Raw genomic sequence first — 20,362 nt, forward strand, 5'->3', positions numbered from 1 at the left:
ATTTTGCGCCTACTATGCCACTCTAGCTCAGCTGGTAGAGCAGCTGATTCGTAATCAGCAGGTCGGCAGTTCAAATCTGCTGGGTGGCTCGAAAAAAATCCCGCTTTTAAAGCGGGATTTTTTTCATTTGTCTTTACAGGGCCTTGTATACCTTGATGGTCAAGGAGAAATCACCGTCGTTACCCTGTCTCGCGTCAGTAATGGCGAATGCATAGAAGCCAGCGCCAGTATCCTTATTGTGAGCGGTAGTTGCAGCAACGTAGATCTGGTTGATATTTTCGATCATTCCCGTAATCGTAGAACCGAGGGTCCTGTACATAAAGTCGCTGACATAGGCGGTTGCCGGGGAGCGGCCGGGGTTCATGTCCTCGGGCCAGAAATTCACTTCGTAGTCGTCAGTGTAGGGAGGTTGTTCTCCATTGCTGATCGGACCGAACTGGATTCCATTACCGCTGGTGGCGGTGATTTCCGGATTGTCTCTTGTACCGGCCTTGCTGAAGATGATGTCTGCAGTAGTCGCAGGTGCCGGAACGGCAGTGCAACTTGCAAAATCAAGCCCCGGATTCAAGTTCGTAGAGAGTTCAACCTCGCAAGAGGCCATCGGAATCTCTATAGACTGAGCGACAGAAGAAGAGGAATATGTATTGCGACAGTATTCGGCAGCTTCGCGTTCAAACGGAATAAGCACTGTGCTCATGTAATCGTGAACTCCATTGGAAGCCGTCACAGTAACCATGAGGTTATATTTGCCGCATGCCGTAAAACCCGGGTCGGTCATACTGACCTTCACGCCGGCCGAATTCATCGAGTTCAGTTCGATGTCGTTAGAGGTGGGGAACGTGATCGGGTTTGAATTGATTGCTACGGCGACATTCCTGTATTCTGTATCGAGCACCTTGTATTCGATGTTCGTAAACTTAATGTTGATGGCGGTTTCGGAGGAGTCCTGGGTAATGTCGAGACCGAAACGGCCCTTGAATCGCATGTCGTCGCCAGAAAGTCTAGAATTGGTCAACAGACCATCACCGACAAGTTCTCTACTCAAAACAATAACCGAAGCATCCTCTGCAGGTGGCACATATATGATTTCCGGGCCATCAGTTTTACTGCTACTCGAGTTTTCAAGAGAACTGCTAGAATCCGTTTCGTCGTCCTCTACTGAACTGCTGGACGACTTTCGCTCTTTCTTCGAAGAACTTGATAATTCTTCTTCCTCAGAAGAACTGCTTGAAACTTTCTTGGATGAACTTGATGAAGTTTTTTCATCAAGCTTTGCAGAACTGCTGGATTCGGCATCAGAAACATCTGAAGACGACAAGGTTTCAGGCTCTTCAACAGTCACAACAGACGAAGAATCATCCGAGCATCCAAAAAACATAAATGCCGTAGCAAGACTCATTGCAGCAACGCTACGAACAAACCGCTCTTTCATTTGCAATCTCCCTGATAGGTTAGTTACATTCTTAAAAGTAACTAAAAAATTTGCATAGTCAATCAGTAATTATTCTAAATACAAAAAATCCCGCAAAAAGCGGGATTTCTATTCTTCAAAAAAGCCGAAGCTAGAAGCGAACCTTACGATTTAGCTCTTGCCGCTAACTCTTCTGGCGTGCGAGCCAGAATATCCCAGTCGCCGCGCTTGATAATCTTATAAGCGTAGCCCTGTTCCGTAAGGAACAGCTGGCGGTTCATGGCGAATTCCTGTTCCTTGGAATCCTGGGTCACAATGCTGTAGAAGTGGGCCGCGCCACCGTCGCTCTTGGGGCGAAGCACGCGACCGAGGCGCTGGGCTTCTTCCTGTCGGCTACCGAAGGTACCCGAAATCTGAATGAGCACGTTGGCGTCGGGCAAGTCGATAGCGAAGTTACCGACCTTCGAAACCATCAAATTCTTCTGGCTACCGTTACGGAAAGCGGCATACAGTTTTTCGCGGTCCTTGTTGGGAGTCTTACCGGTAATCAGCGGAATCTGCAAATCTTCGGAAAGGGCTTCCAACTGGTCAATGTACTGGCCAATAATCAGCACGCGGTCATCGGGCTTGTCGTAGTACTTGAGCAGGCGTTCCACGATATCCGTCTTTTCAGGGTTCGTAGAAGCGAGGGTAATCTTTTCGCGCACCGGAGCAAGCGCATACTTCATCTTGAGTTCCGCTTCCATAGGAATGCGGATTTCATTACAGTCGGCGGTAGCAATCCAACCCTGGGATTCCAGAATACGCCACGGAATGTCGTACTTTTTCGGGCCAATCAAGCTGAAGACTTCCGTTTCCTTGTGGTCTTCACGCACCAGCGTAGCCGTAAGGCCCAAGCGGCGAGTGGCCTGCATTTCGGTACTCAAGCGGAACACCGGTGCGGGCAGCAAGTGGACTTCATCATAAATCATGAGGCCCCACTTTTCCTGACTGAACAGCGGGAAGTTGGCCAGTTCCTTCTTGACTTCTTCGTCAGTAAAGTCGTCCAGCTCGGTTTCGGGCTTTTCGCTTTCAGCCTTCTTGGCGCGCTTGCGCTGGGTCAAAATCTGGTAAGTGGCAACCGTCACCGGGCCGATTTCCTTGACTTCGCCGGAATATTCCTTCACCTGGTCGAGCGTCAAGTCCGTCTTGTCACAAATTTCGCGAATCCACTGGCGGCTAGCCGAAATATTCGGCGTCAAAATCAAGGTCTTAGTTTGTACCAAAGCCATGGTGGCAAGACCGATCACCGTCTTACCCGAACCGCAAGGCAGAACGATCACGCCCGAACCGCCCTTCTCGGAACCGCTGGCGTAGAACACCTGGGCAGCTTCCTTCTGGTAATCGCGGAGAGCAAAGGGCTTGCCGCCCACAGTCGTTTCGCGCAGGTGAATGGGCAGCGGGTCGCCCACGGTATAACCGGCCAAGTCTTCCACCGGGAAGCCGGCATTCGTCAAAACCATCTTCAAGTGACCACGGCGTTCCGGATCCACTTCGGCATGCAAGTCATCGATAAAGTGGAGCACATAGGGCTGCACTTCCTTGAGATTGCAGATTTCGGTGAACATGTACTTGTCATCAGATTCCACAATCAGGCGGTCGCCGTCTTTTTTAAGGCGGAGCAAACCGTAACGGGCCATGTAGTCTTCGATTTCCGTCACCACCGATTCCGGAATCGGGAATCGGCTCTGGCTTTCGAGACGTTCCAGCACTTCTTTAGCACGGAGCCCGGTAGCTGCGGCATTCCACAAACTCAGGGGGCTAATCTTGTAAGTGTGCAAGTGCTCGGGGCTTTTAACGAGCTCAGTAAAGGGGGCAATCGCATCGCGAGCTGCTTCGTAGGTAGGGGCATCAACCTCCACCATAATTTCCATATTACTCTGAACAATAATGGCGCCATTCGGATTCATAGGCGCCAAATTTAGTAAAAAAAAGTCTCCCGCGTTTAAGCGGGAGAACAATGATATCTTTAAATAAGAAGATTAAGACTTACTCAGCGTCCATATCGGCTTCGTCGATTTCGGCGTTGTGGTATACGTCCTGAACGTCGTCGTGATCTTCAAACTTGTCGATAAGCTTCAGGAGCTTCTGGGCATCGTCGTGACCGAGCTTCACCGGGTCGTTGGCGACGTAGGTGATTTCAGCGCTCATCATTTCGATACCGGCAGCTTCGAGAGCCTTGGAAACAGCGTCAAAGGCTTCCGGAGAGGTGGAGATTTCATGCACGCCGTCTTCGGTGCTCATATCTTCGGCACCGGCTTCGAGCACGAGGTCCATCACCTGGTCTTCAGGATACTTTTCAGCATCGACAATAATCACACCCTTGTAGGTGAATGCCCAAGACACGGAACCGGATTCGCCCATGGCACCGTTGTTCTTGTTGAAGATGTTGCGGATTTCGGCAACGGTACGGACCTTGTTGTCCGTCAGGCACTGCACCATGATGGCAATGCCGGCCGGGCCGCGGCCTTCGTACAGCGGTTCCGTCATTTCGGTACCGGAGTTGGCACCCGTACCCTTGGCAATGGCACTTTCGATGTTCTTGGTCGGAAGGCTCTGGCTCTTGGACTTGAGGATTGCCGCACGCAGACGGGGGTTTGCATCGGGGTTTCCGCCGCCGAGCTTAGCAGCAATGGAGATTTCCTTAATCAGCTTATTCCAAGCCTTGGCGCGAGCAACGTCAGTCTTGGCTTTCTTACGTTTGGTGGTGGCCCATTTGGAGTGACCTGACATAGATTACCTCTAGTTGGATTAGTTTAAAATTACTTCTTCTTCAGCTGGCAGCGACGCTTTTCCTTGACAGAGAGATTAGGATCGTCACATTCGTCGGCAGCAACTTTTTTCTTCTTTTTCTTCTTGCCCGTCGGAGCCGGAGTTTCCGCTTCGGCATCAACACGGCGCTTGCGCTTGTTCATCGCAGCGTCATCTTCCACCGGCTTGGCGGCCTTCTTTTTCTTCGGGGCGACCTCGTCATCGCTCGCCTCTACGCGACGCTTGCGGGTCGTAATCGTAGCTTCTTCTTCAGGAGCCTTATTGTTCTTTTTCTGGAGAGCGCGGAGCTTGGCCTTATCCATAGGATCGGCAGAAGCCTTGGTAATGGCCTTGTCGTACTTGCCGCCCCACACGTTGCCAAGCAGGGAACCAGATTCCAAGGCGTCCTTCAGAATGCCCATGGCCCATTCATCGTTTGCCGGCGGCAACAGCTTGAAGCGCAGGTTACGAATTCTGGTGGGTTCGTCTTCGAAATAAAGCATCATGTCAAAGAGGCCAACCTGATATTCCTTGCTGTCAGAACCAACAGCAGTAGACGGAACATAGGCAAGCACAGCATAGACATCGCCGTCAAAAAGTCCTGTAATCAAGGCATCGCCGTCACCGCCCGGGGCCTGCACTTCACCGTCGGCCTGAAAAGCCCACGGAGCCACATCCACCGTCAAGCGGAACTTGTGATAACCCTTCTCAGCCTTTTTCAGCTTGAGGAGCGCACCCGAAAAAGCCTGGAACTCAGGCTCCAGCGTCTGCGCCGAACAAACTACCACAAAGACAAGACAAAGGAACGCGATAAGTTTTTTCATAGGAACCTCCCTTGAAAAGCTTATTAATTCTTGAAGAACAGAGCCTTGGCTGCCTCGAACATCGGGTCCTTTTCATCCGGGTTGCGGCATTCCGTATAAATGCGCACCTTCGGTTCGGTACCGGACGGACGGACGAGCATCCAGGAGTCATCGTCGAAGATGACCTTCACGCCGTCGAGCGTGAGGAGCTGCTTCACGGTCTTTTCGTTGTTGCCGACCATGACCTTGGCACCCGGCTGGGCAATCGTAGCGATAGCGTCAACCTTGGCCTTGAGCGGGGCACCCACGAGGGACTTGTCCACTTCGAAACCGGAGCGGGTCGGGTAGAAGCGGCCGTATTCTTCATACAAGGCATCCAGGTATTCACCGAGGTTCTTGCCGGTGACAGCCATGATTTCAAGAGCGATGAGGAGACCGAACTGGGCATCCTTTTCCAGCGTGTTGTTCAGGCCAGAAATACCATCGGATTCTTCGAAGGCAACGAGAGCCTTCTGCTTAGCATTGCGGGAGAGCCAGGGGCGGAAGTTCTTGAAGCCCACCGGAGTTTCCATCACAGGCACGCCGAGCTTTTCGGCAATGATGTTCACAAAGTTAGAAGTAGCAACGGACTTAGCCACGCAGCCCTGTTCCTTGCGCCAGGTAGCCATGTAGTGGAAAGCGATAGCACCGAACTGGTTCATATCGATTTCGCGAGTGCCGTCGTAGAAACGGATACGGTCGCCATCCGGGTCAAAGATTGCACCCAGGCGGAACCAGGACTTGCTTTCGTCCAGGACCTTGCGGACCTTTTCCAGGTTCTTGCTGGACGGTTCCGGAGCGATACCGCCGAACAGGGAGTCGTCTTCGTTACGGAGCGTAATCAGGCATTCCGGATTGTCGAGGAGAGCGGCCGGACGACGACGGGTAGAACCGTGAACGTGGTCGCACACGAGAGTCAGACGACCCTTCTTGATGAATTCCTTGATGCGGTCGAACTTGATGGTGCCCTGCTTGACCAAGAATTCCTTGTAAATCTTGAGGGAGTCAATCAATTCCCAGTCGACCTTGCCCACCGGTTCAAACTTCCAGGTGGCCATCATTTCGTTAGAAAGCTTGGTAATGACGTTCGTGATTTCCGGACCGGCAGGACCGCCGTCAGCCGGGTTGAACTTGATACCGTTGTAGTGGCTCGGGTTGTGGCTCGGAGTCATGTTGATGGAGCAGGCGGCACCGAGCATTTCGATGCAGGCGCTGAATTCCGGAGTCGGCATTTCGCCACCGTAGTAGACCTTCACGCCGGCCTTGGCAAACTGGTCAGCCACAGCTTCGCAGAATTCGTGACCGAGCAAGCGGTTATCGTGACCCACGACCACGCCGCGCTTCTGGAGTTCGGCAAAGTCCTTCACGCCGAGAGCTTCGAAAAGTTCCGGAGTAGCTTCCTTATACAGGCGCACAATGGCGGCACCCACGACCTGCAGATTGCGAAGGGTGAATTCAGAACCAATTTCGCCGCGCCAGCCGGACGTACCAAAGCTAACCTTGGCGCTTTCCTGGGAGGTCAGGGCGACCTGCTTCACCTGTTCTACCAGGTTCATGTCTGTTGCGGGGTTGAATTCCGGGGACTGGATCTTTTTCCAAATCTGCGTAATGTTTTCCATAAGGGTTCCTGTATTTGAAATTTTACGGGGAAAATGTAGAAAAAAATGGCAAAACACAGGCTTTGGAACCTATAGAAAAGGGGAAGAATCCCCCTTCGCCTAGGGGGGCACCCCCTACCCCCCCGATTTACAACAAATGAAAAATGCCGTTTCCGCGAAGAAAACGGCACTTGGAAAATTTTCACCCGATGATTAATCGCTTAAATCACTGATTTATCGAATTTGAGTAGGTTGGAACTAAATTAGCCTCAAAGCTAGTCTTTGACGCAACGGACAGAAAGACTAATCCTATTGTTAAATGCACGCACTTTCCCATCATCGTCACCGGATCTCACGTCCATAATAAAAGCAAATCCATCAGAGTCTGGTGTAGAACTCCAAAAGTACGCGTAACCACCTTGAGACGAGCCACCGTAACCAGCAGGCAACGCGGAAAAGCCGTAATCATCCGTGCCGTTACCATCTTTCCCTTGATAACTATCCCAACCTTCCTTGGACTTGAGTCTCTTCCCAGCCACAGCATACCCACCCACTGTAGTAAACAGAGTTTGCCAATCACTTTTGCTAGGCATGTGCCAGCCTTCAGGACATACGCCACGAACTTTTCCCGAAACAGAGCAAGATCCCATATAACCGCAACCACTAGCAACGTTGCCCGGAATGATTCCCGCACTGTCCATGGCAGCACTCCACTTATATTGGCGACCATACTCAGCACAGTTATAGCAGTAGCTAGAAGTATCCCCAACACCTCCATTATAGGTCCGCTGGACATATCTATAATTCAGATTCTGCGCCATCCACGTCTGCCCCCCAATGATCACATACCTGTAAACCTGGTTATCACGGGTATCGCAGAATTGTCTCGCAGGGTCATAAAAAACACTTCCGCACTTAGACATATAGAACGACATAGTTTGTGGACCGCACTTCAACTCCACAGCGCCCCCCTTATTTTCGACAATTTCGCAGTTAGTACCCGGGGTTCCATTCAGCGATTCAATCCATTCTTCCTCAGTACCCGTAAAACCTTTCGCCACGGCAATTTCATAGGCGGATAAACCGTTTTCACCGTTCGTGCCGTTTTCACCCGGATCACCCTTGGCGCCTTTCAAAGAAGCTACCCACTCTTCCTCTGTCCCTGCGTAGCCGCCGGCTTTCGCAATTTCATAGGCCGACAAGCCGTTTTCACCGTTCGTACCGTTCGTACCGTTTGTTCCATTGGTCCCGTTCAGCAGCACACCCACGGAATCCCCGGCACAAATAACCTTGTACCCGTCCTTAGTCGCAAGCGGTTCCATCGTACAGGACGTTCCGTTCTTACCGTTATCACCGTTCAAGCCATTCTTACCATTTTCACCAGGAGCGCCCTGATCGCCCTTGTCGCCCTTCAGGGAAGCAACCCATTCTTCTTCAGTCCCCTTAAATCCATTTACTACCGCAATTTCATAGGCCGACAAGCCGTTTTCGCCGTTCGTACCGTTTGTCCCATTTTTGCCATTGGCTCCATTCAATCCGTTCACGAGAACGCCAATGGAATCCCCAGCACAGATAACCTTGTACCCGTCCTTAGTCGCAAGCGGCTCCACCGTACACGATGTCCCGTTCTTGCCGTTTTCTCCGTTCAGGCCGTTCTTGCCGTTTTCACCAGGAGCGCCCGGATCACCCTTGTCGCCTTTGTCGCCGGCATCACCCTTAGCACCGGAGTCGCCCTTGTCTCCCTTGGCGCCGTCCTCGCCATTCTTCAGCGTGCCCACATATTCACCACCACAATAGAGTTCAAAACCGGAGCTGTCCTTTAGCGCAGTTGCAACACAGCTAGAACCATCATTACCATCTACACCTTTCACGGCATCTTCTTCGCTACAAGCTAAAAAGGCAAGGCTAGAGACCATTCCGAGGGCGATAACCACATTTCTTGTTTTCATACGGGCTCCTTAAAATGCTTAAACACTTCCAAATGTAACTAAAAGTCCTGCTTTGCAATCTGAACTTTTCATATGGGAAACCCCTCTCCCACCCTATTTTTGCACCTTTTTCAAAAAAAATAAATTTGTATCATCAATTACTTGTCTTATGATACAAAATTTGTTATATTAAGGTTGAACGAACGGAATCACTTCCTAACAGTTCTTTTTGGGCGGTTATATGAAACCTTTAACTGAATATAGAGACTATCGTCGCTGCATGCAGGACTTTTATGATGAGCACAAGAAGACAAGCTCATTCACATGGCGTGAATTCGCCAGGCTTGCAGGCTTCACGTCGCCAACGTACCTAAAGTTAGTGTGCGAAGGGAAAAGCAGCCTCAGCGAATTGGGAATAGAAAGAGTTTCTTCGGCCATGAACTTGGGCGGCTTCGAAAGCGCTTATTTCCGCCACTTGGTGCGGTATAACCAGGCGAAAGACGACGAAACAAAAAAGAATGCTTTTGCCAACATGAAAGACATCGCGAACGCAAACAAGATTCGAGTCATAGATGGAGACGCCTTCACCTATTTTGAATCTTGGCGAAATCCGGTTTTACGCGAACTGGTCGCCATGATGCCGGGTGCCACTCCCGAGGCTGTCGCCGAAATGTGCTGGCAGCCGATCACTGCAGACGATGTTCGCAAGTCGCTTGACTTCATGGTGAGCGTCGGCATTTTGCAGCGCAAGTCCAAGAATGTCTATGTGCAGACGGAAAAGGCTTTGGTCGGCAATTCCGACGTGATGCCCTTGGTGCTACGCTCCATGCATCGAGAAATGGCCGGCTTTGCACAAAAAGCCATTGACGAGTTTGAACCGCAGGAACGCGATATTTCTGGTATAACCATGGGAATCGATCGCGAAGCCTACGAACAGATTGTGCGGGAACTGGATTCCTGCCGCAGAAAGATTGTGGCTATTGCCAACATGAGTAAGGAACCGAGCCAAGTTTATCGTTTAAACTTGCAGATGTTCCCATTGTCTAAAAATACACAACAAAAACAAGAGGGTTAAGATGAATACGTATATGAAAACAAACGTTCTTTGCTTGGGTTTATTATGCGCCCTTTCATTGACAGCGTGTTCTAATGATACCGTAGCTTCTCAAAATTTCGGCACGACCGAAGAAAAAAACGCTTTCTGGAAAGAGATTTCCGATCTTAGCGCATGGAACGTCATGGACGGCTCCGACATTAAGCTGGACGCCAGCAAGAAGACCTTGGCAGGCCGCGTCGCTCTTGCAAGAACAAGCGGAAACAACTTAAGTCGCGCCGGCATGGTCTTTGACGCAACAGATGCAGAAGGGTCTCCTGTCGACCTCTCTGAAACCAGCGGCGGCTTGTGCGTTGCTTACGCCTCCGACCTCGACGTGGAAATTCGCCTAGATGAAGGCGATTACACAAGCTCTTCTATCGATAAGGATTTGCCCTACGCAAGCTTCAACATGAAGGAGAACGGGCAGGAAACTAAATGCGTCTCTTGGAAAGAATTCAAAAAGAACAAATCCGACGTGGATGATGATTCATTCGCCAAGAAAGTCCGTTCCGTACAGATTGTCTTTGTCGGCAAATCCGGAGCATCGGGAGAATTCAACATTCAACGATTTGCTCCCTACGTCCGCTGGGACATGTGGATCGGCAAAGATGGCGAAGACCACGTAAAGACCGGTTTTGAAGAAGGCGACGAGGGAACCTCCGGTGAATTGTCCCTTTTCGGAGATTCTTCCGAAGCCTACGTTGAATTGAATAATTCTAATAGATATTCATCTCTGGATGAAATAATCGAATACAGCGAAGGCCTTTATGGCAACGTCATTTTCGAAAATTCCAGTTCGAATCCTGATGTCGGCATTCAGTTCCTCGTTGCCGGGAAATCTACCAAAAAGGGTAAAGAAGTTATTCATTCGGCCGACGTAACGACCAAATGGAAGGGTTTTTGTCTAGAGTATGAATCGGAGATGGATATCGAAATATCTCTTGTCAGCGAGACTGCAGAAAAATCTCTCAAGACGACTTTTGCAAAGAACAATGACCTGGAAACAAGGTGTATCGCATTCGAAGACCTGCAAAATACCGATGCAGTTCTGAAGAATCTGACAACCATTCGCATGAAATTCGTAAAGGAAAACAAGTCTGGCACCCAATTCGGGATTAGACGCATTAGCAATCTGCTGCCGGAAGATAGTGCAATCAGGGACATTGGCGATTACAAGGAAGTAAAGCCGACTAATTCGTCCGATTACAAGGCCGGAAAGAGTTTCTTGTGGAATGGAGCCACTGATGGTGACCATGTGGACGCCAACATCACGAATGCCTCGGCTGGCGGAAATTGGGTCAACTCTGCTGAAGATAGCGACTACTATTCCCTCCTTTTCCCGGATGACGTGGAATCTGACGATAACGGTAATTTCATTCCGTCCTTGGTGAGCAAGCACCACAAGCTTACCGCCTACGTGAAGACTGACGATAATCTCACTGATTTGGCCAGCATTGCTTCTATAGGCTTTAATACCGTCAGTTCGAACCAGGAACCGGCCGACATCAGTGCATGGGGAGGTTTCTGCATACATTACAAGACAGATTCCTTTGTTAGAATAGCTCTCATTACCAATTTCGCCCAAAATAAATACTGGTATGCCGAAGTTGAATATTCCAACAACATGGTGTGGGGCAAGGTCTCTTGGGATGCATTCAAGAATATCGACAAAAAATCTAGCGAAAAAATTGAAGATGTTCTGGGAAAAGTCACTACGGTTCAGCTTCAGTTCCCCAGTGACGGCGAATTTGTCATCGACAAGTTTGGCTCCTACGATCAGTGCGGAAACTAACAATTGGGACAAGGAGGAGGATGCCACGAGAAATCGTGGCATCCTTTATACATTTTTACTTACAACAAATTAGAGTATTATATGAAATATTCCCTGATTAGCGTCTTAGCGGCTTTTGCAACTTTAATCACGGCTTGTTCAAACAGCAGTACTTCAGGAGTCACTGAAGTCGAAACAAAGAGTGAACCCTTCATTGGTGAGCTTGTCACGAGAACGGCTTTTGCGGGCGAACCCGTTACGTTTACAACTTCGGGTACTTACACCATAAACAAGGAAAAGCAGCTGATTGTCATGACAGAGGACGCGGGCAAGCAAGATGTATGCAATTTTGAAGACGGCGAATATTCCTGGAAACCCTCGAAAAAGGTTGTTCCGTCCGGCACTTTCAAATACGAGTTCTTCGGCGACACGTTAGTATTTTTTGAAGTCTTTGATGGTGAGTCGAGTGAATATGGCACCATATTTGTTGGCGGCAAAGAAGGTGAAATAGAAGGGCTTTGGATGAATACATATTGCGAATATACAACATACAGTAAAGAAACAGCATGTTTTAACAGCGAATACAAAAAAACTTCTCTAGTATTTTCTAATGGAAAATTCACCAAAAAGGTTGATCGTTTCTTTGAAGATTACCTCAATGATGTCGAAAAGACGAGCCTCGTAGATAACTATATGAACTCCGTTTACGAAGCTTTAGTCGGTTGGTATCCTGGCATGTATTTGCCTGGTATTTTTTATTCCAATGGTAATGACGAAACTGAATCTACAATTAAAAAATATGGCATCAAAGTCCTTGACAGTTCTGATTCAAGCCAGACTTTTACTGTTCGCAAAAAGACTTACACGTTCAAGATCAATCAGGCGGAACAAAGTCTCAGCACAACAAATTATTTCTTGATGGAAATCAATGTCGAAATTACCGATGGCAAGACGACCTGCGTTGGTGATTACCATTTAAGGGAAGTGGGGCAGGACCAGTGCAGCGCCAAATACGAAGATAACTATATGACCGAATACGATTTTGCCAGTGATACTGAGATTAAGGACAGGAATCTTTATTTGCTTGAAAACAGTGATGAATTTGACGAATGCCTTATGGGAATCGCAGAAGACTTGCCTGAACGCGATCCGGATTACGGAAATCTGAAAGATTCTGAAAAGTAGTTAAAAAAATATTTCAATAAAAGTCCTCGACTACGGATTACGGTCGAGGATTTTTATTATTTTCTTGTACAGAAGAACAAAATTACTACATTGTAGGCATTATGCAGATTACTAACGCTTCTCAACTTACTGGTGTTTTCCCCGCGTTGTTCACTCCGCTCAAGAACGACGACCCCAAGAACCTCCGCAATTCCATCGACTACAAGAAGATGGGTCAGATGATCGATGACGTGATTGCCAACGGTGCAAGTGGCGTGCTCCCTGCCGTGACCACGGGTCAGAGTGCGACGGTTTCTCCGCAGCAGCACCTGGATGTTATCAAGTTTACGCTGGACTATGTGGACGGCCGCGTGCCCGTGATTGCCGGTGCCGGTTCCAACTGCACTCGCGAATCTATCGAAATGATCGAAAATGTGCAGAAGATTGCCCCGGTGGCAGTTCTCTGCGTTACAGGCTACTACAACAACCCGCCGCAGGAAGGTCTCCTCAAGCATTACCAGACCCTCAGTAGCGAAACCGGCGCCAAGATCGTGATCTACAACGTTCCGGGCCGCACCTCCAGCTACGTCCATCCGGATACCCTGATCGCTCTTGCCGAAGACAAGAACATCATCGGTCTTAAGCAGGCTGTCGAATTCGGTTTTGGCGAAAAGTACCACGAAGACACCATGCGCGTCATCAAGGAAACCAAGGGCAAGGACTTCGCCGTCATGAGCGGTGAAGACGGTCTCTTCGCAGACCTCCTCGAAATGGGCGGTACCGGTCTCATCAGCGCTTCCGGCAACATTCCCGAAGCAACGAAGACTTTCGTCGAACTCTACAAGGCTTTCCAGGCTGGCGACAAGGACAAGGCCCACAACCTGCAGAAGGAAGCTCGTGACTTTATCGACATCACCTTCTGCCGCAAGAACCCCATTCCGCTGGGCACGCTGTTCAACAGCCCGCTGTTCCAGCCCCTCGTGAGCGTGAAGGATACGGCAAACGGTGCAGACGCCGTAGCCCGCATCATGAAGCTCATCGAAGAAAAGGCTCCGAGCCTCAAGAAGTACCACGTTTAAATTTATCCAAGGAGATTCACATGGCAAAGATTCAGAAATCCATCAGTGACGAAATCTGCGACTACCTCAAGAAGCAGAAGCTCTCCCCCATTCCCGTTCAGACCTTGAACGAAGACATGGAAACCACCCGCTACTTCGGTGGCGACCTCAAGGAATTCATTGCTGCCGCCAAGACTCTCGGCGCCAAGGGCATCTTTGTTGAAACCCTCTACCTCGAAGAAGACGAATTCTACTACGACAGCGGCATGGATGACGACGAATACCTCGCCATCTATGGCAACGACGACGACTGCTGCAACGGCGAATGCAAGTGCGGCAAGTGCGAAGGCAAGAAGTCCAAGAAGAACGTCAAGGAAGACGACGATTCCGATGTCGACGGCGTCTGGTTCGAACCCGAAGATCTCGACGGTCTCGACCTCACTCTCCTGAAGCCGGAAATGGCCAAGTACCTTGACCGCATCGGCGAAGCCTGCGGCGCACGCCTCACGGTTCCTGGCGTCGACCACCTGGAAGTCGAAATCTTCGCTGACTGGTACGACGAATTCGCCGAACTGGTGGACGAAGCTTCCGAAGCTATCGAAATCGATCCGACCGACACTCTGAAGCAGGCTCAGGCCATGTTCGAAGCCGAAGAAGCAGAACTCGCCAAAGCTGAAGACAAGAGCGTGAAGAAGATCGCTGCACACCCGCCGAAGGGTGGCAAGAAGGCTTCCAAGAAGAAGTAATCTGGACAAACTAGCGTTTTTCAGACAAATTTAAAAGGTTGCGATTGTTTCGCAACCTTTTTCTTTTATTAAACTAGAACAATATTGAGCTAATTGTAGAACGTTGGATAATCAAGCAAGACAAGGCACGAGCCCCCGTAGCGTACTAAAGCGTACGTGAGGGGGCGAGATATACGACACTTGGAGCTTTGCTCCTTTAGTGGAGTTATCCCCTTTGGGGAAACGCCGCTATGCGAAGCTTAGACGATTTTCTAGCCGTGATAGAGCTTGCTGGTTTGGTAAGTCGGTTCCGTGGTAAGATTCACGCCGAGGCGGCGGAACACGCCCACATCCACCTGCGACAAAATCACGCTGGAATGAACTTCGCAGTGGCGGAGTTCCGGAAGCTTTTCCATGGCAATTTTGGCGTTGTAGTCCGTCAGGGCGCAAACCGAGAGAGCCACCAGGACTTCGTCCATGTGCAGGCGCGGGTTCTTGTGGCCCAGCTGCTTGGTCTTCAAGTTCTGAATAGGTTCAATCACCATGGGCGAAAGCAGACGCACTTCGTCAGGAATGCCAGCCAAGTGCTTCAGAGCGTCCAGAAGCATTGCAGAAGACGCACCCAACAGCGAAGAAGTCTTACCAGTAATGATGGCGCCATCGCTCAACTGAATGGCAACAGAGGGGCCTTCGGTTTCTTCGGCCTTCTTGACGGCTGCTGCGATTACCGGACGGTTTACAGTACTGATCTGGGCCTGTTCCATAATCAGTTCCTGCTTATAAATCTGTTCCTTGTCGGCGTTACCCTTACGCACATCGCAAAGGGTATTGTAGTAACGACGAATGATTTCCTGGCGGGCGGCTTCGCAAACGGCATCGTCATCGATAATGCAGTTGCCGGCCATATTCACGCCCATGTCCGTGGGGCTCTTGTACGGAGATTCGCCCAAAATGCGGGTAAACAGAGCGTTCAACACCGGGAAGATTTCCACATCGCGGTTGTAGTTGATGGTCGTCTGGCCGTAAGCTTCCAAGTGGAACGGGTCGATCATGTTCACGTCGTTCAAGTCGGCGGTAGCTGCTTCGTAAGCCAGGTTCACCGGATGCTTCAGCGGAATGTTCCAAATCGGGAAGGTTTCAAACTTGGCATAGCCGGCCTTTACGCCGCGCTTGTTTTCGTGGTAAATCTGGGAAAGGCACACGGCCATCTTTCCACTTCCCGGCCCCGGTGCAGTCACCACCACGAGTTCGCGGGTCGTTTCGACAAATTCGTTCTTGCCGTAACCATCGTCGCTCACCACCAGCGGAATATTGCTCGGGTAGCCTGCGATCGGGTAATGGCGATAAACCTTCAGGCCCAAGCTTTCGAGCTTTTTCTGGTAAGAGATGGCGCTGGGCTGTTCCTGCCAACGGGTCAGCACCACAGAACTCACGTAAAGGCCATAACCGCGGAAGGCGTCAATCAGGCGCAAGACATCCTGATCGTAGGTAATGCCCAGGTCACCACGGACCTTGTTCTTTTCGATATCGCCGGCGTTAATGGCGATAATAACTTCGGCCTTATCCTTCAGCTTTTCGAGCATGCGGATCTTACTGTCGGGCGCAAAGCCAGGCAACACGCGAGATGCGTGATGGTCATCGAACAGTTTACCGCCAAATTCCAGATAAAGTTTTCCGCCGAACTTCGCAATGCGCTCGGCAATTTTTTCGGACTGCGTCTTGAGGTACGCCGCGTTATCAAAACCAACTTTAAACATCTTTTTTGTCCATCTAAAAAATCGTAAAAATTATCTGCACAAAAATAAAAAAATGCAGGGAATTTTTTCGGCTCTAAACGGACGTTCTGGCCCCAATCGTTCGGATAATCGTATTGATGATTTCGTCGCGACCGCCCTTCAGGCTCATCTTATCCTTGTACATCATGGCGTCGGCTCTTTCGAACACTTCTGAAACAGACTTGTCTTGTTTCTTGTCGAAGACAGAGATTCCACAAGCCACGACCACCTTGCCTTCTTTGGCATTCTGTGTTACGATTTCTGAAAGGTCCTTTTGCAGCTTTTCGCGACGGGCAAAATCAGACCCGCGAAGAATTGCAACAAATTCATCGCCGCCCACACGGAATACGGGACTATGTTTAAAGGTTTCGCAAACAAGCTTTGAAGCCATTCGGATATACTTGTCGCCCGCAATGTGCCCCTGCGTATCATTCACGACCTTAAGGCCGTTCACGTCGCAAATGGCAATGGCAAATTCTACGTCTTCACCCGACTGAATTTGCTGGTCCAGTTTCTTTTCGAACTCGCCATAGGCATTCTTGTTCTTGATGCCGGTCAAGTCGTCTCGACGAGCCTTTTCGTATGCAAGGCTAGCTTCTTCCCTAATCTTCTGTTCGCGGCGAACCTGGGCATCGATATTGGTAATACTGATAACAATATGATTCTTGTCGGAATACACCGCCACCAGGCTCACGAACACAGGACCCGTCGGCGAATTCAACCGGTAGCTAACGGTAAACATCCCCTGTTCATCCAGTTCCTTGAGCAGTGTTTCGCGATGAAGCGCCGCCTGAATCAGGGGAACATCTTCCTTAAAAATCACTGTTTCCGCATCTTTCTGCAGCTGGTTGAAGAAATCTTCGCCTTCGAGAGCGACACTCAATTCGCTGAACACACGTTCCGCCTTGTACAAGGCGTAACGGTTCGTATCCAAGTCCACCATGTAAAGAGCGTCGTAGCGTTCGGCAAGAGCCATCACGATTTGGCCGTACACCTCGCTCTTGGAGGCCTTCTTTTTAAGTTCTATTTCACGACGCATTCGGGCGTCGACATTAGTCACACTAATAACGACATGCTTCTTGTCGGAATACACCGCCACCAGTTTCACATACTGCGGCCCCTGGGGCGTATTCAAACGGTATGTCAACGTAAATACACCGTATTCATTCAGTTCCTTCAACAACACATCTCTTTTTAGTGCATCCGTAATCAGTTCCACATCGTCCTTGTAAATGACAGACAGGGCATCCTTGCGCAACTGGTTAAAAAAGTCATCGCCTTCGAGAGCAATGCTCAATTCGCAGAAGGTTCGTTCACTCTTGTACTGAATATAATGGTCCGTTTCCAGGTCCACCATGTACAAGGCATCGTAACGTTCAGCAAGGGCCATCACGATCTGGCCATACGTTGCACTCTTGGAAGCCTTGTGTTCCAATGCCAGCCGTTCCCGTTCCTGCTTATCAATATTGTTTACGCCAATAATCAGGTAGCTGCGACCTCTAGACTGGCCCAGCACGACTTTCATCGAATACCAAACGGGTTGACCGTCAACCAGAATACGGTACTTGTAAAGGACGACCCCGTCATTCTGTACGGCAGGAATCAAGTATTCCTTGGACACAGTATCATTAAAGCTTTGGCGGTCTTCTTCGTAAACAACAGTCTGTAGATTCACCCGGGTGTCAGCCCAAAAATCACTGGATTCACTTAACTTTAGGGATTTATGGTTGCCATGAAAGGCATACATGGCATAGTTGGCATTTTCCACATCAACAAAAAACACACATTCATAGTCTAGCGATAGTGCAATAGCCGAATCAGCAAACGTAAACTGCGTATCCATAGTTGCTCCCAAACTTATATTCTTTGCTTAAAACTATCATATTTTTAAGCAAAAGCAACAAAAAAATTCGCGAACACCCCCCAAAATAATGAAAAAAACACTCAAAATTTCTACCTTTGGAATAAAATTTCCCCAATCACTCAAGGAGTACATATGGGCGGCTTTTGCGGTGTTGTTTCTAAAGAAGATTGCGTAAGCGATCTTTTCTTCGGGACCGACTACCATTCTCACCTGGGAACCCACCGTGGCGGTTTGGCGGTTCTCAAGTCCAACGGACATTTCCATCGTTCGATCCACAATATCCAGAACACCCCGTTCCGCAGCAAGTTCGAACACGACTTGCCCTCTTTCGCCGGTAACGTCGGTATCGGTGTTATCTCGGATACGGACCCGCAGCCGCTCGTCATGACGTCCAAGCTGGGCACCTTCGCCATTGTGACCGTTGGCCTCTTGACCAACATCGAAGAGCTCAAGAACGAACTGTTCCGCAACAACTGCATGCAGCTCCAGTACTCCACCACCAGCGGAATGGTCGGACCGACCGAAGTGGTTTCCGCCCTAATCGCCACACAAGATTCTATTGTCGACGGCCTCAAGTACGTACAAGAGAAAATCAAGGGCAGCTGCTCCATTCTCTTGATGGCTGAAGACGGAACGTTCTACGCAAGCCGCGACAAATGGGGCCGTACGCCGATCGTGCTCGGCAAGAAAGACGGCGCCATGATTGCCCTGCAAGAAAGCTGTGCCCTCCACAACTTGGGTTACGAATACGTACGTGACATGGGTCCGGGCGAAATCGCTGAACTCACACCCGATGGCGACAAGACGCTCGTTGCCCCGGGCAAGAAGATGGCCATTTGCTCCTTCCTCTGGGTTTACTACGGCTACCCGGCATCCACATACGAAGGCCGCAATGTGGAAATGACCCGCTACCGCTGCGGTTCCGCACTCGCCAAGCGTACTCCCACCGAAGCCGACGCCGCCTGCGGCATTCCTGACTCCGGTACGTCTCACGCCCTCGGTTACGCCCACGAAGCCGGCATCAAGTTCGCCCGCCCGTTCGTGAAGTACACGCCGACTTGGGCCCGTTCCTTTATGCCGCAAGACCAGAAGCAGCGCGAACGCGTGGCCTCCATGAAGCTGATTCCGATTCCGGGACTCATCAAGGACCGCCGCCTGGTGTTCTGCGACGATTCCATCGTTCGCGGTACTCAGCTCGGTAAGCAGGCCCTCAAGCTTTATTCGCTTGGTTGTAAAGAAACCCACATGCGTATTGCATGCCCGCCGCTGGTTTACCCCTGCAAGTTCATCAACTTCTCCCGTTCCAAGAACGAATACGACCTGATCACCCGCCGCTACATCCGCGACCAGGAAGGTGAAAATGCCGATATCGAGAAGTACACCAACCCCGATGGCGAAGCCTACAAGGGCATGGTGGAATACATCCGCCAGAAGCTGAACCTCACGACTCTCGCTTTCCAGCGCATCGACGACGTGATCCAGGCTATCGGCCTCCCCGAAGACCAGCTCTGCACCTACTGCTGGAGCGGTAAAGACTACGCCGAAACGGGCGACTGTTACCACTGCCCCTGTTGCGAAGGCGGATGCCATAGCAAGGACAAGGAATAGTTAAGTCCTGAAAACGGCATTACAAGTGTCAACCCCGCCCATTGGGCGGGGTTCTTTTTTCTTGGCCAGGGCCGCTCAAAATCGTCGATTTTCAGTTAAAAAAGCCAATTTTCACCCTTTGGGGAGCACTTTACCCGCCTATTTTTGAGTTAATTTGTTTGCAAAGAACGGAAAAATTTTACATTCCGTCCTTTACACACAAGATTTTTTTTTCTATCTTTGGCCCAAAACAATAAAACAAACCCCATTTTCCCTGAAAAACGGGAAAATAAACTTAAAGAGGTTAAAATGGCAACCGTTATCCGTCTCGCTCGTTTCGGCAAGCGTCACAACCCCATCTACCGCGCTGTGGTCATCGACTCCCGCAAGGCCCGCGACGATAGCTTTATCGAACAGGTTGGTTTCTACAACCCGAACCAGAAGACCCCGGACATCAAGTTCGACCAGGAAAAGGTTCTGAAGTGGCTCCAGATCGGCGCTCAGCCGTCTGACACCGTCCGCAGCCTCCTCAAGAAGGTCGGCATCATGGACCTGTTCCACGAAATCCGCGCTGGCCGTTCTATCGAAGGCAAGACCGCTACTCCGCGTGCTGAAAAGGCCAAGAAGGCCAAGCTCGGTCCTAAGGCTCTCGCCAAGATCGAAGCTGAAAAGGCCGCTAAGGAAGCCGCCGCTGCTGAAGCTGCTGCCGCCGCAGAAGCTCCTGCAGAAGCACCCGCTGCCGAAGCATAATTT

The 20,362-nt window shown here is 50.1% G+C and carries 15 protein-coding genes and 1 tRNA gene; 8 read left to right on the plus strand and 8 right to left on the minus strand.

Going from position 1 to position 20,362, the window contains the following annotated elements; all coding sequences use genetic code 11:
- Nucleotides 1-16 precede the first annotated feature (16 nt).
- Nucleotides 17-89: transfer RNA gene (locus ACJMNB_RS06005), tRNA-Thr, on the plus strand.
- Nucleotides 90-133: 44 nt separating this feature from the next.
- Here ACJMNB_RS06005 and ACJMNB_RS06010 read toward each other — a convergent pair.
- The 6 genes from ACJMNB_RS06010 to ACJMNB_RS06035 all read right to left on the minus strand — a co-directional run bounded on the left by ACJMNB_RS06010 (nucleotide 134) and on the right by ACJMNB_RS06035 (nucleotide 8,590).
- The gene (locus ACJMNB_RS06010) at nucleotides 134-1,432 is read right to left on the minus strand and encodes a hypothetical protein (RefSeq protein WP_405339988.1); all 1,299 of its coding nucleotides are present in this window, start codon (nucleotides 1,430-1,432) and stop codon (nucleotides 134-136) included.
- Between the two features lie 143 nt (nucleotides 1,433-1,575).
- The gene (locus ACJMNB_RS06015) at nucleotides 1,576-3,360 is read right to left on the minus strand and encodes a DNA repair helicase XPB (protein WP_405339991.1); all 1,785 of its coding nucleotides are present in this window, start codon (nucleotides 3,358-3,360) and stop codon (nucleotides 1,576-1,578) included.
- Nucleotides 3,361-3,439: 79 nt separating this feature from the next.
- Entirely contained in the window at nucleotides 3,440-4,183 is a 744-nt protein-coding gene (locus ACJMNB_RS06020) for a YebC/PmpR family DNA-binding transcriptional regulator (protein ID WP_072798534.1), read from the minus strand.
- A gap of 29 nt (nucleotides 4,184-4,212) precedes the next feature.
- Nucleotides 4,213-5,025, minus strand: a complete 813-nt coding sequence (locus ACJMNB_RS06025) for a hypothetical protein (RefSeq protein WP_405339995.1) — start codon at nucleotides 5,023-5,025, stop codon at nucleotides 4,213-4,215.
- A gap of 23 nt (nucleotides 5,026-5,048) precedes the next feature.
- Complete coding sequence (locus ACJMNB_RS06030) at nucleotides 5,049-6,662, minus strand: phosphomannomutase (protein ID WP_405339998.1); 1,614 nt, start codon at nucleotides 6,660-6,662, stop codon at nucleotides 5,049-5,051.
- A 254-nt stretch (nucleotides 6,663-6,916) separates the two neighbouring features.
- On the minus strand, nucleotides 6,917-8,590 hold the full coding sequence (locus ACJMNB_RS06035; RefSeq protein ID WP_405340001.1) for an FISUMP domain-containing protein: 1,674 nt from the start codon (nucleotides 8,588-8,590) through the stop codon (nucleotides 6,917-6,919).
- A 220-nt stretch (nucleotides 8,591-8,810) separates the two neighbouring features.
- Between ACJMNB_RS06035 and ACJMNB_RS06040 the strand changes: the two genes are divergently transcribed.
- From ACJMNB_RS06040 to ACJMNB_RS06060, 5 genes are all read left to right on the plus strand, one after another.
- Entirely contained in the window at nucleotides 8,811-9,644 is an 834-nt protein-coding gene (locus tag ACJMNB_RS06040) for a TIGR02147 family protein (RefSeq protein ID WP_405340004.1), read from the plus strand.
- 1 nt (nucleotide 9,645) lies between these two features.
- Nucleotides 9,646-11,457: a hypothetical protein gene (locus ACJMNB_RS06045; protein WP_405340007.1), complete on the plus strand. Its 1,812-nt coding sequence runs from the start codon at nucleotides 9,646-9,648 to the stop codon at nucleotides 11,455-11,457.
- An 81-nt stretch (nucleotides 11,458-11,538) separates the two neighbouring features.
- Nucleotides 11,539-12,621 carry a hypothetical protein gene (locus ACJMNB_RS06050; protein ID WP_405340010.1) on the plus strand — a complete coding sequence of 361 codons (1,083 nt, stop codon included), beginning with the start codon at nucleotides 11,539-11,541 and terminating at the stop codon, nucleotides 12,619-12,621.
- A 101-nt stretch (nucleotides 12,622-12,722) separates the two neighbouring features.
- The gene (gene dapA / locus ACJMNB_RS06055; protein WP_405340013.1) at nucleotides 12,723-13,679 is read left to right on the plus strand and encodes a 4-hydroxy-tetrahydrodipicolinate synthase; all 957 of its coding nucleotides are present in this window, start codon (nucleotides 12,723-12,725) and stop codon (nucleotides 13,677-13,679) included.
- 20 nt (nucleotides 13,680-13,699) lie between these two features.
- Nucleotides 13,700-14,404 carry a hypothetical protein gene (locus ACJMNB_RS06060; protein WP_405340016.1) on the plus strand — a complete coding sequence of 235 codons (705 nt, stop codon included), beginning with the start codon at nucleotides 13,700-13,702 and terminating at the stop codon, nucleotides 14,402-14,404.
- Between the two features lie 251 nt (nucleotides 14,405-14,655).
- Here the strand turns inward: ACJMNB_RS06060 and ACJMNB_RS06065 are convergent, their stop codons facing one another.
- Nucleotides 14,656-16,140: a DUF1846 domain-containing protein gene (locus tag ACJMNB_RS06065; RefSeq protein ID WP_405340019.1), complete on the minus strand. Its 1,485-nt coding sequence runs from the start codon at nucleotides 16,138-16,140 to the stop codon at nucleotides 14,656-14,658.
- Nucleotides 16,141-16,213: 73 nt separating this feature from the next.
- Nucleotides 16,214-18,001 carry a GGDEF domain-containing protein gene (locus ACJMNB_RS06070; protein WP_405340022.1) on the minus strand — a complete coding sequence of 596 codons (1,788 nt, stop codon included), beginning with the start codon at nucleotides 17,999-18,001 and terminating at the stop codon, nucleotides 16,214-16,216.
- A gap of 153 nt (nucleotides 18,002-18,154) precedes the next feature.
- On the opposite strand from ACJMNB_RS06070, the gene ACJMNB_RS06075 reads away from it, so the two are divergent.
- Both ACJMNB_RS06075 and rpsP read left to right on the plus strand, forming a co-directional pair.
- Nucleotides 18,155-19,630 (plus strand): amidophosphoribosyltransferase, encoded by a 1,476-nt coding sequence (locus tag ACJMNB_RS06075; RefSeq protein WP_405340025.1) that lies wholly within the window; start codon nucleotides 18,155-18,157, stop codon nucleotides 19,628-19,630.
- A 288-nt stretch (nucleotides 19,631-19,918) separates the two neighbouring features.
- Nucleotides 19,919-20,359, plus strand: coding sequence for a 30S ribosomal protein S16 (gene rpsP / locus ACJMNB_RS06080; protein ID WP_072798517.1), 441 nt, complete (start codon nucleotides 19,919-19,921; stop codon nucleotides 20,357-20,359).
- Nucleotides 20,360-20,362: the final 3 nt, after the last annotated feature.

It is taken from the genome of Fibrobacter sp., assembly GCF_045131395.1.
In the GTDB taxonomy this organism is placed as follows: domain Bacteria; phylum Fibrobacterota; class Fibrobacteria; order Fibrobacterales; family Fibrobacteraceae; genus Fibrobacter.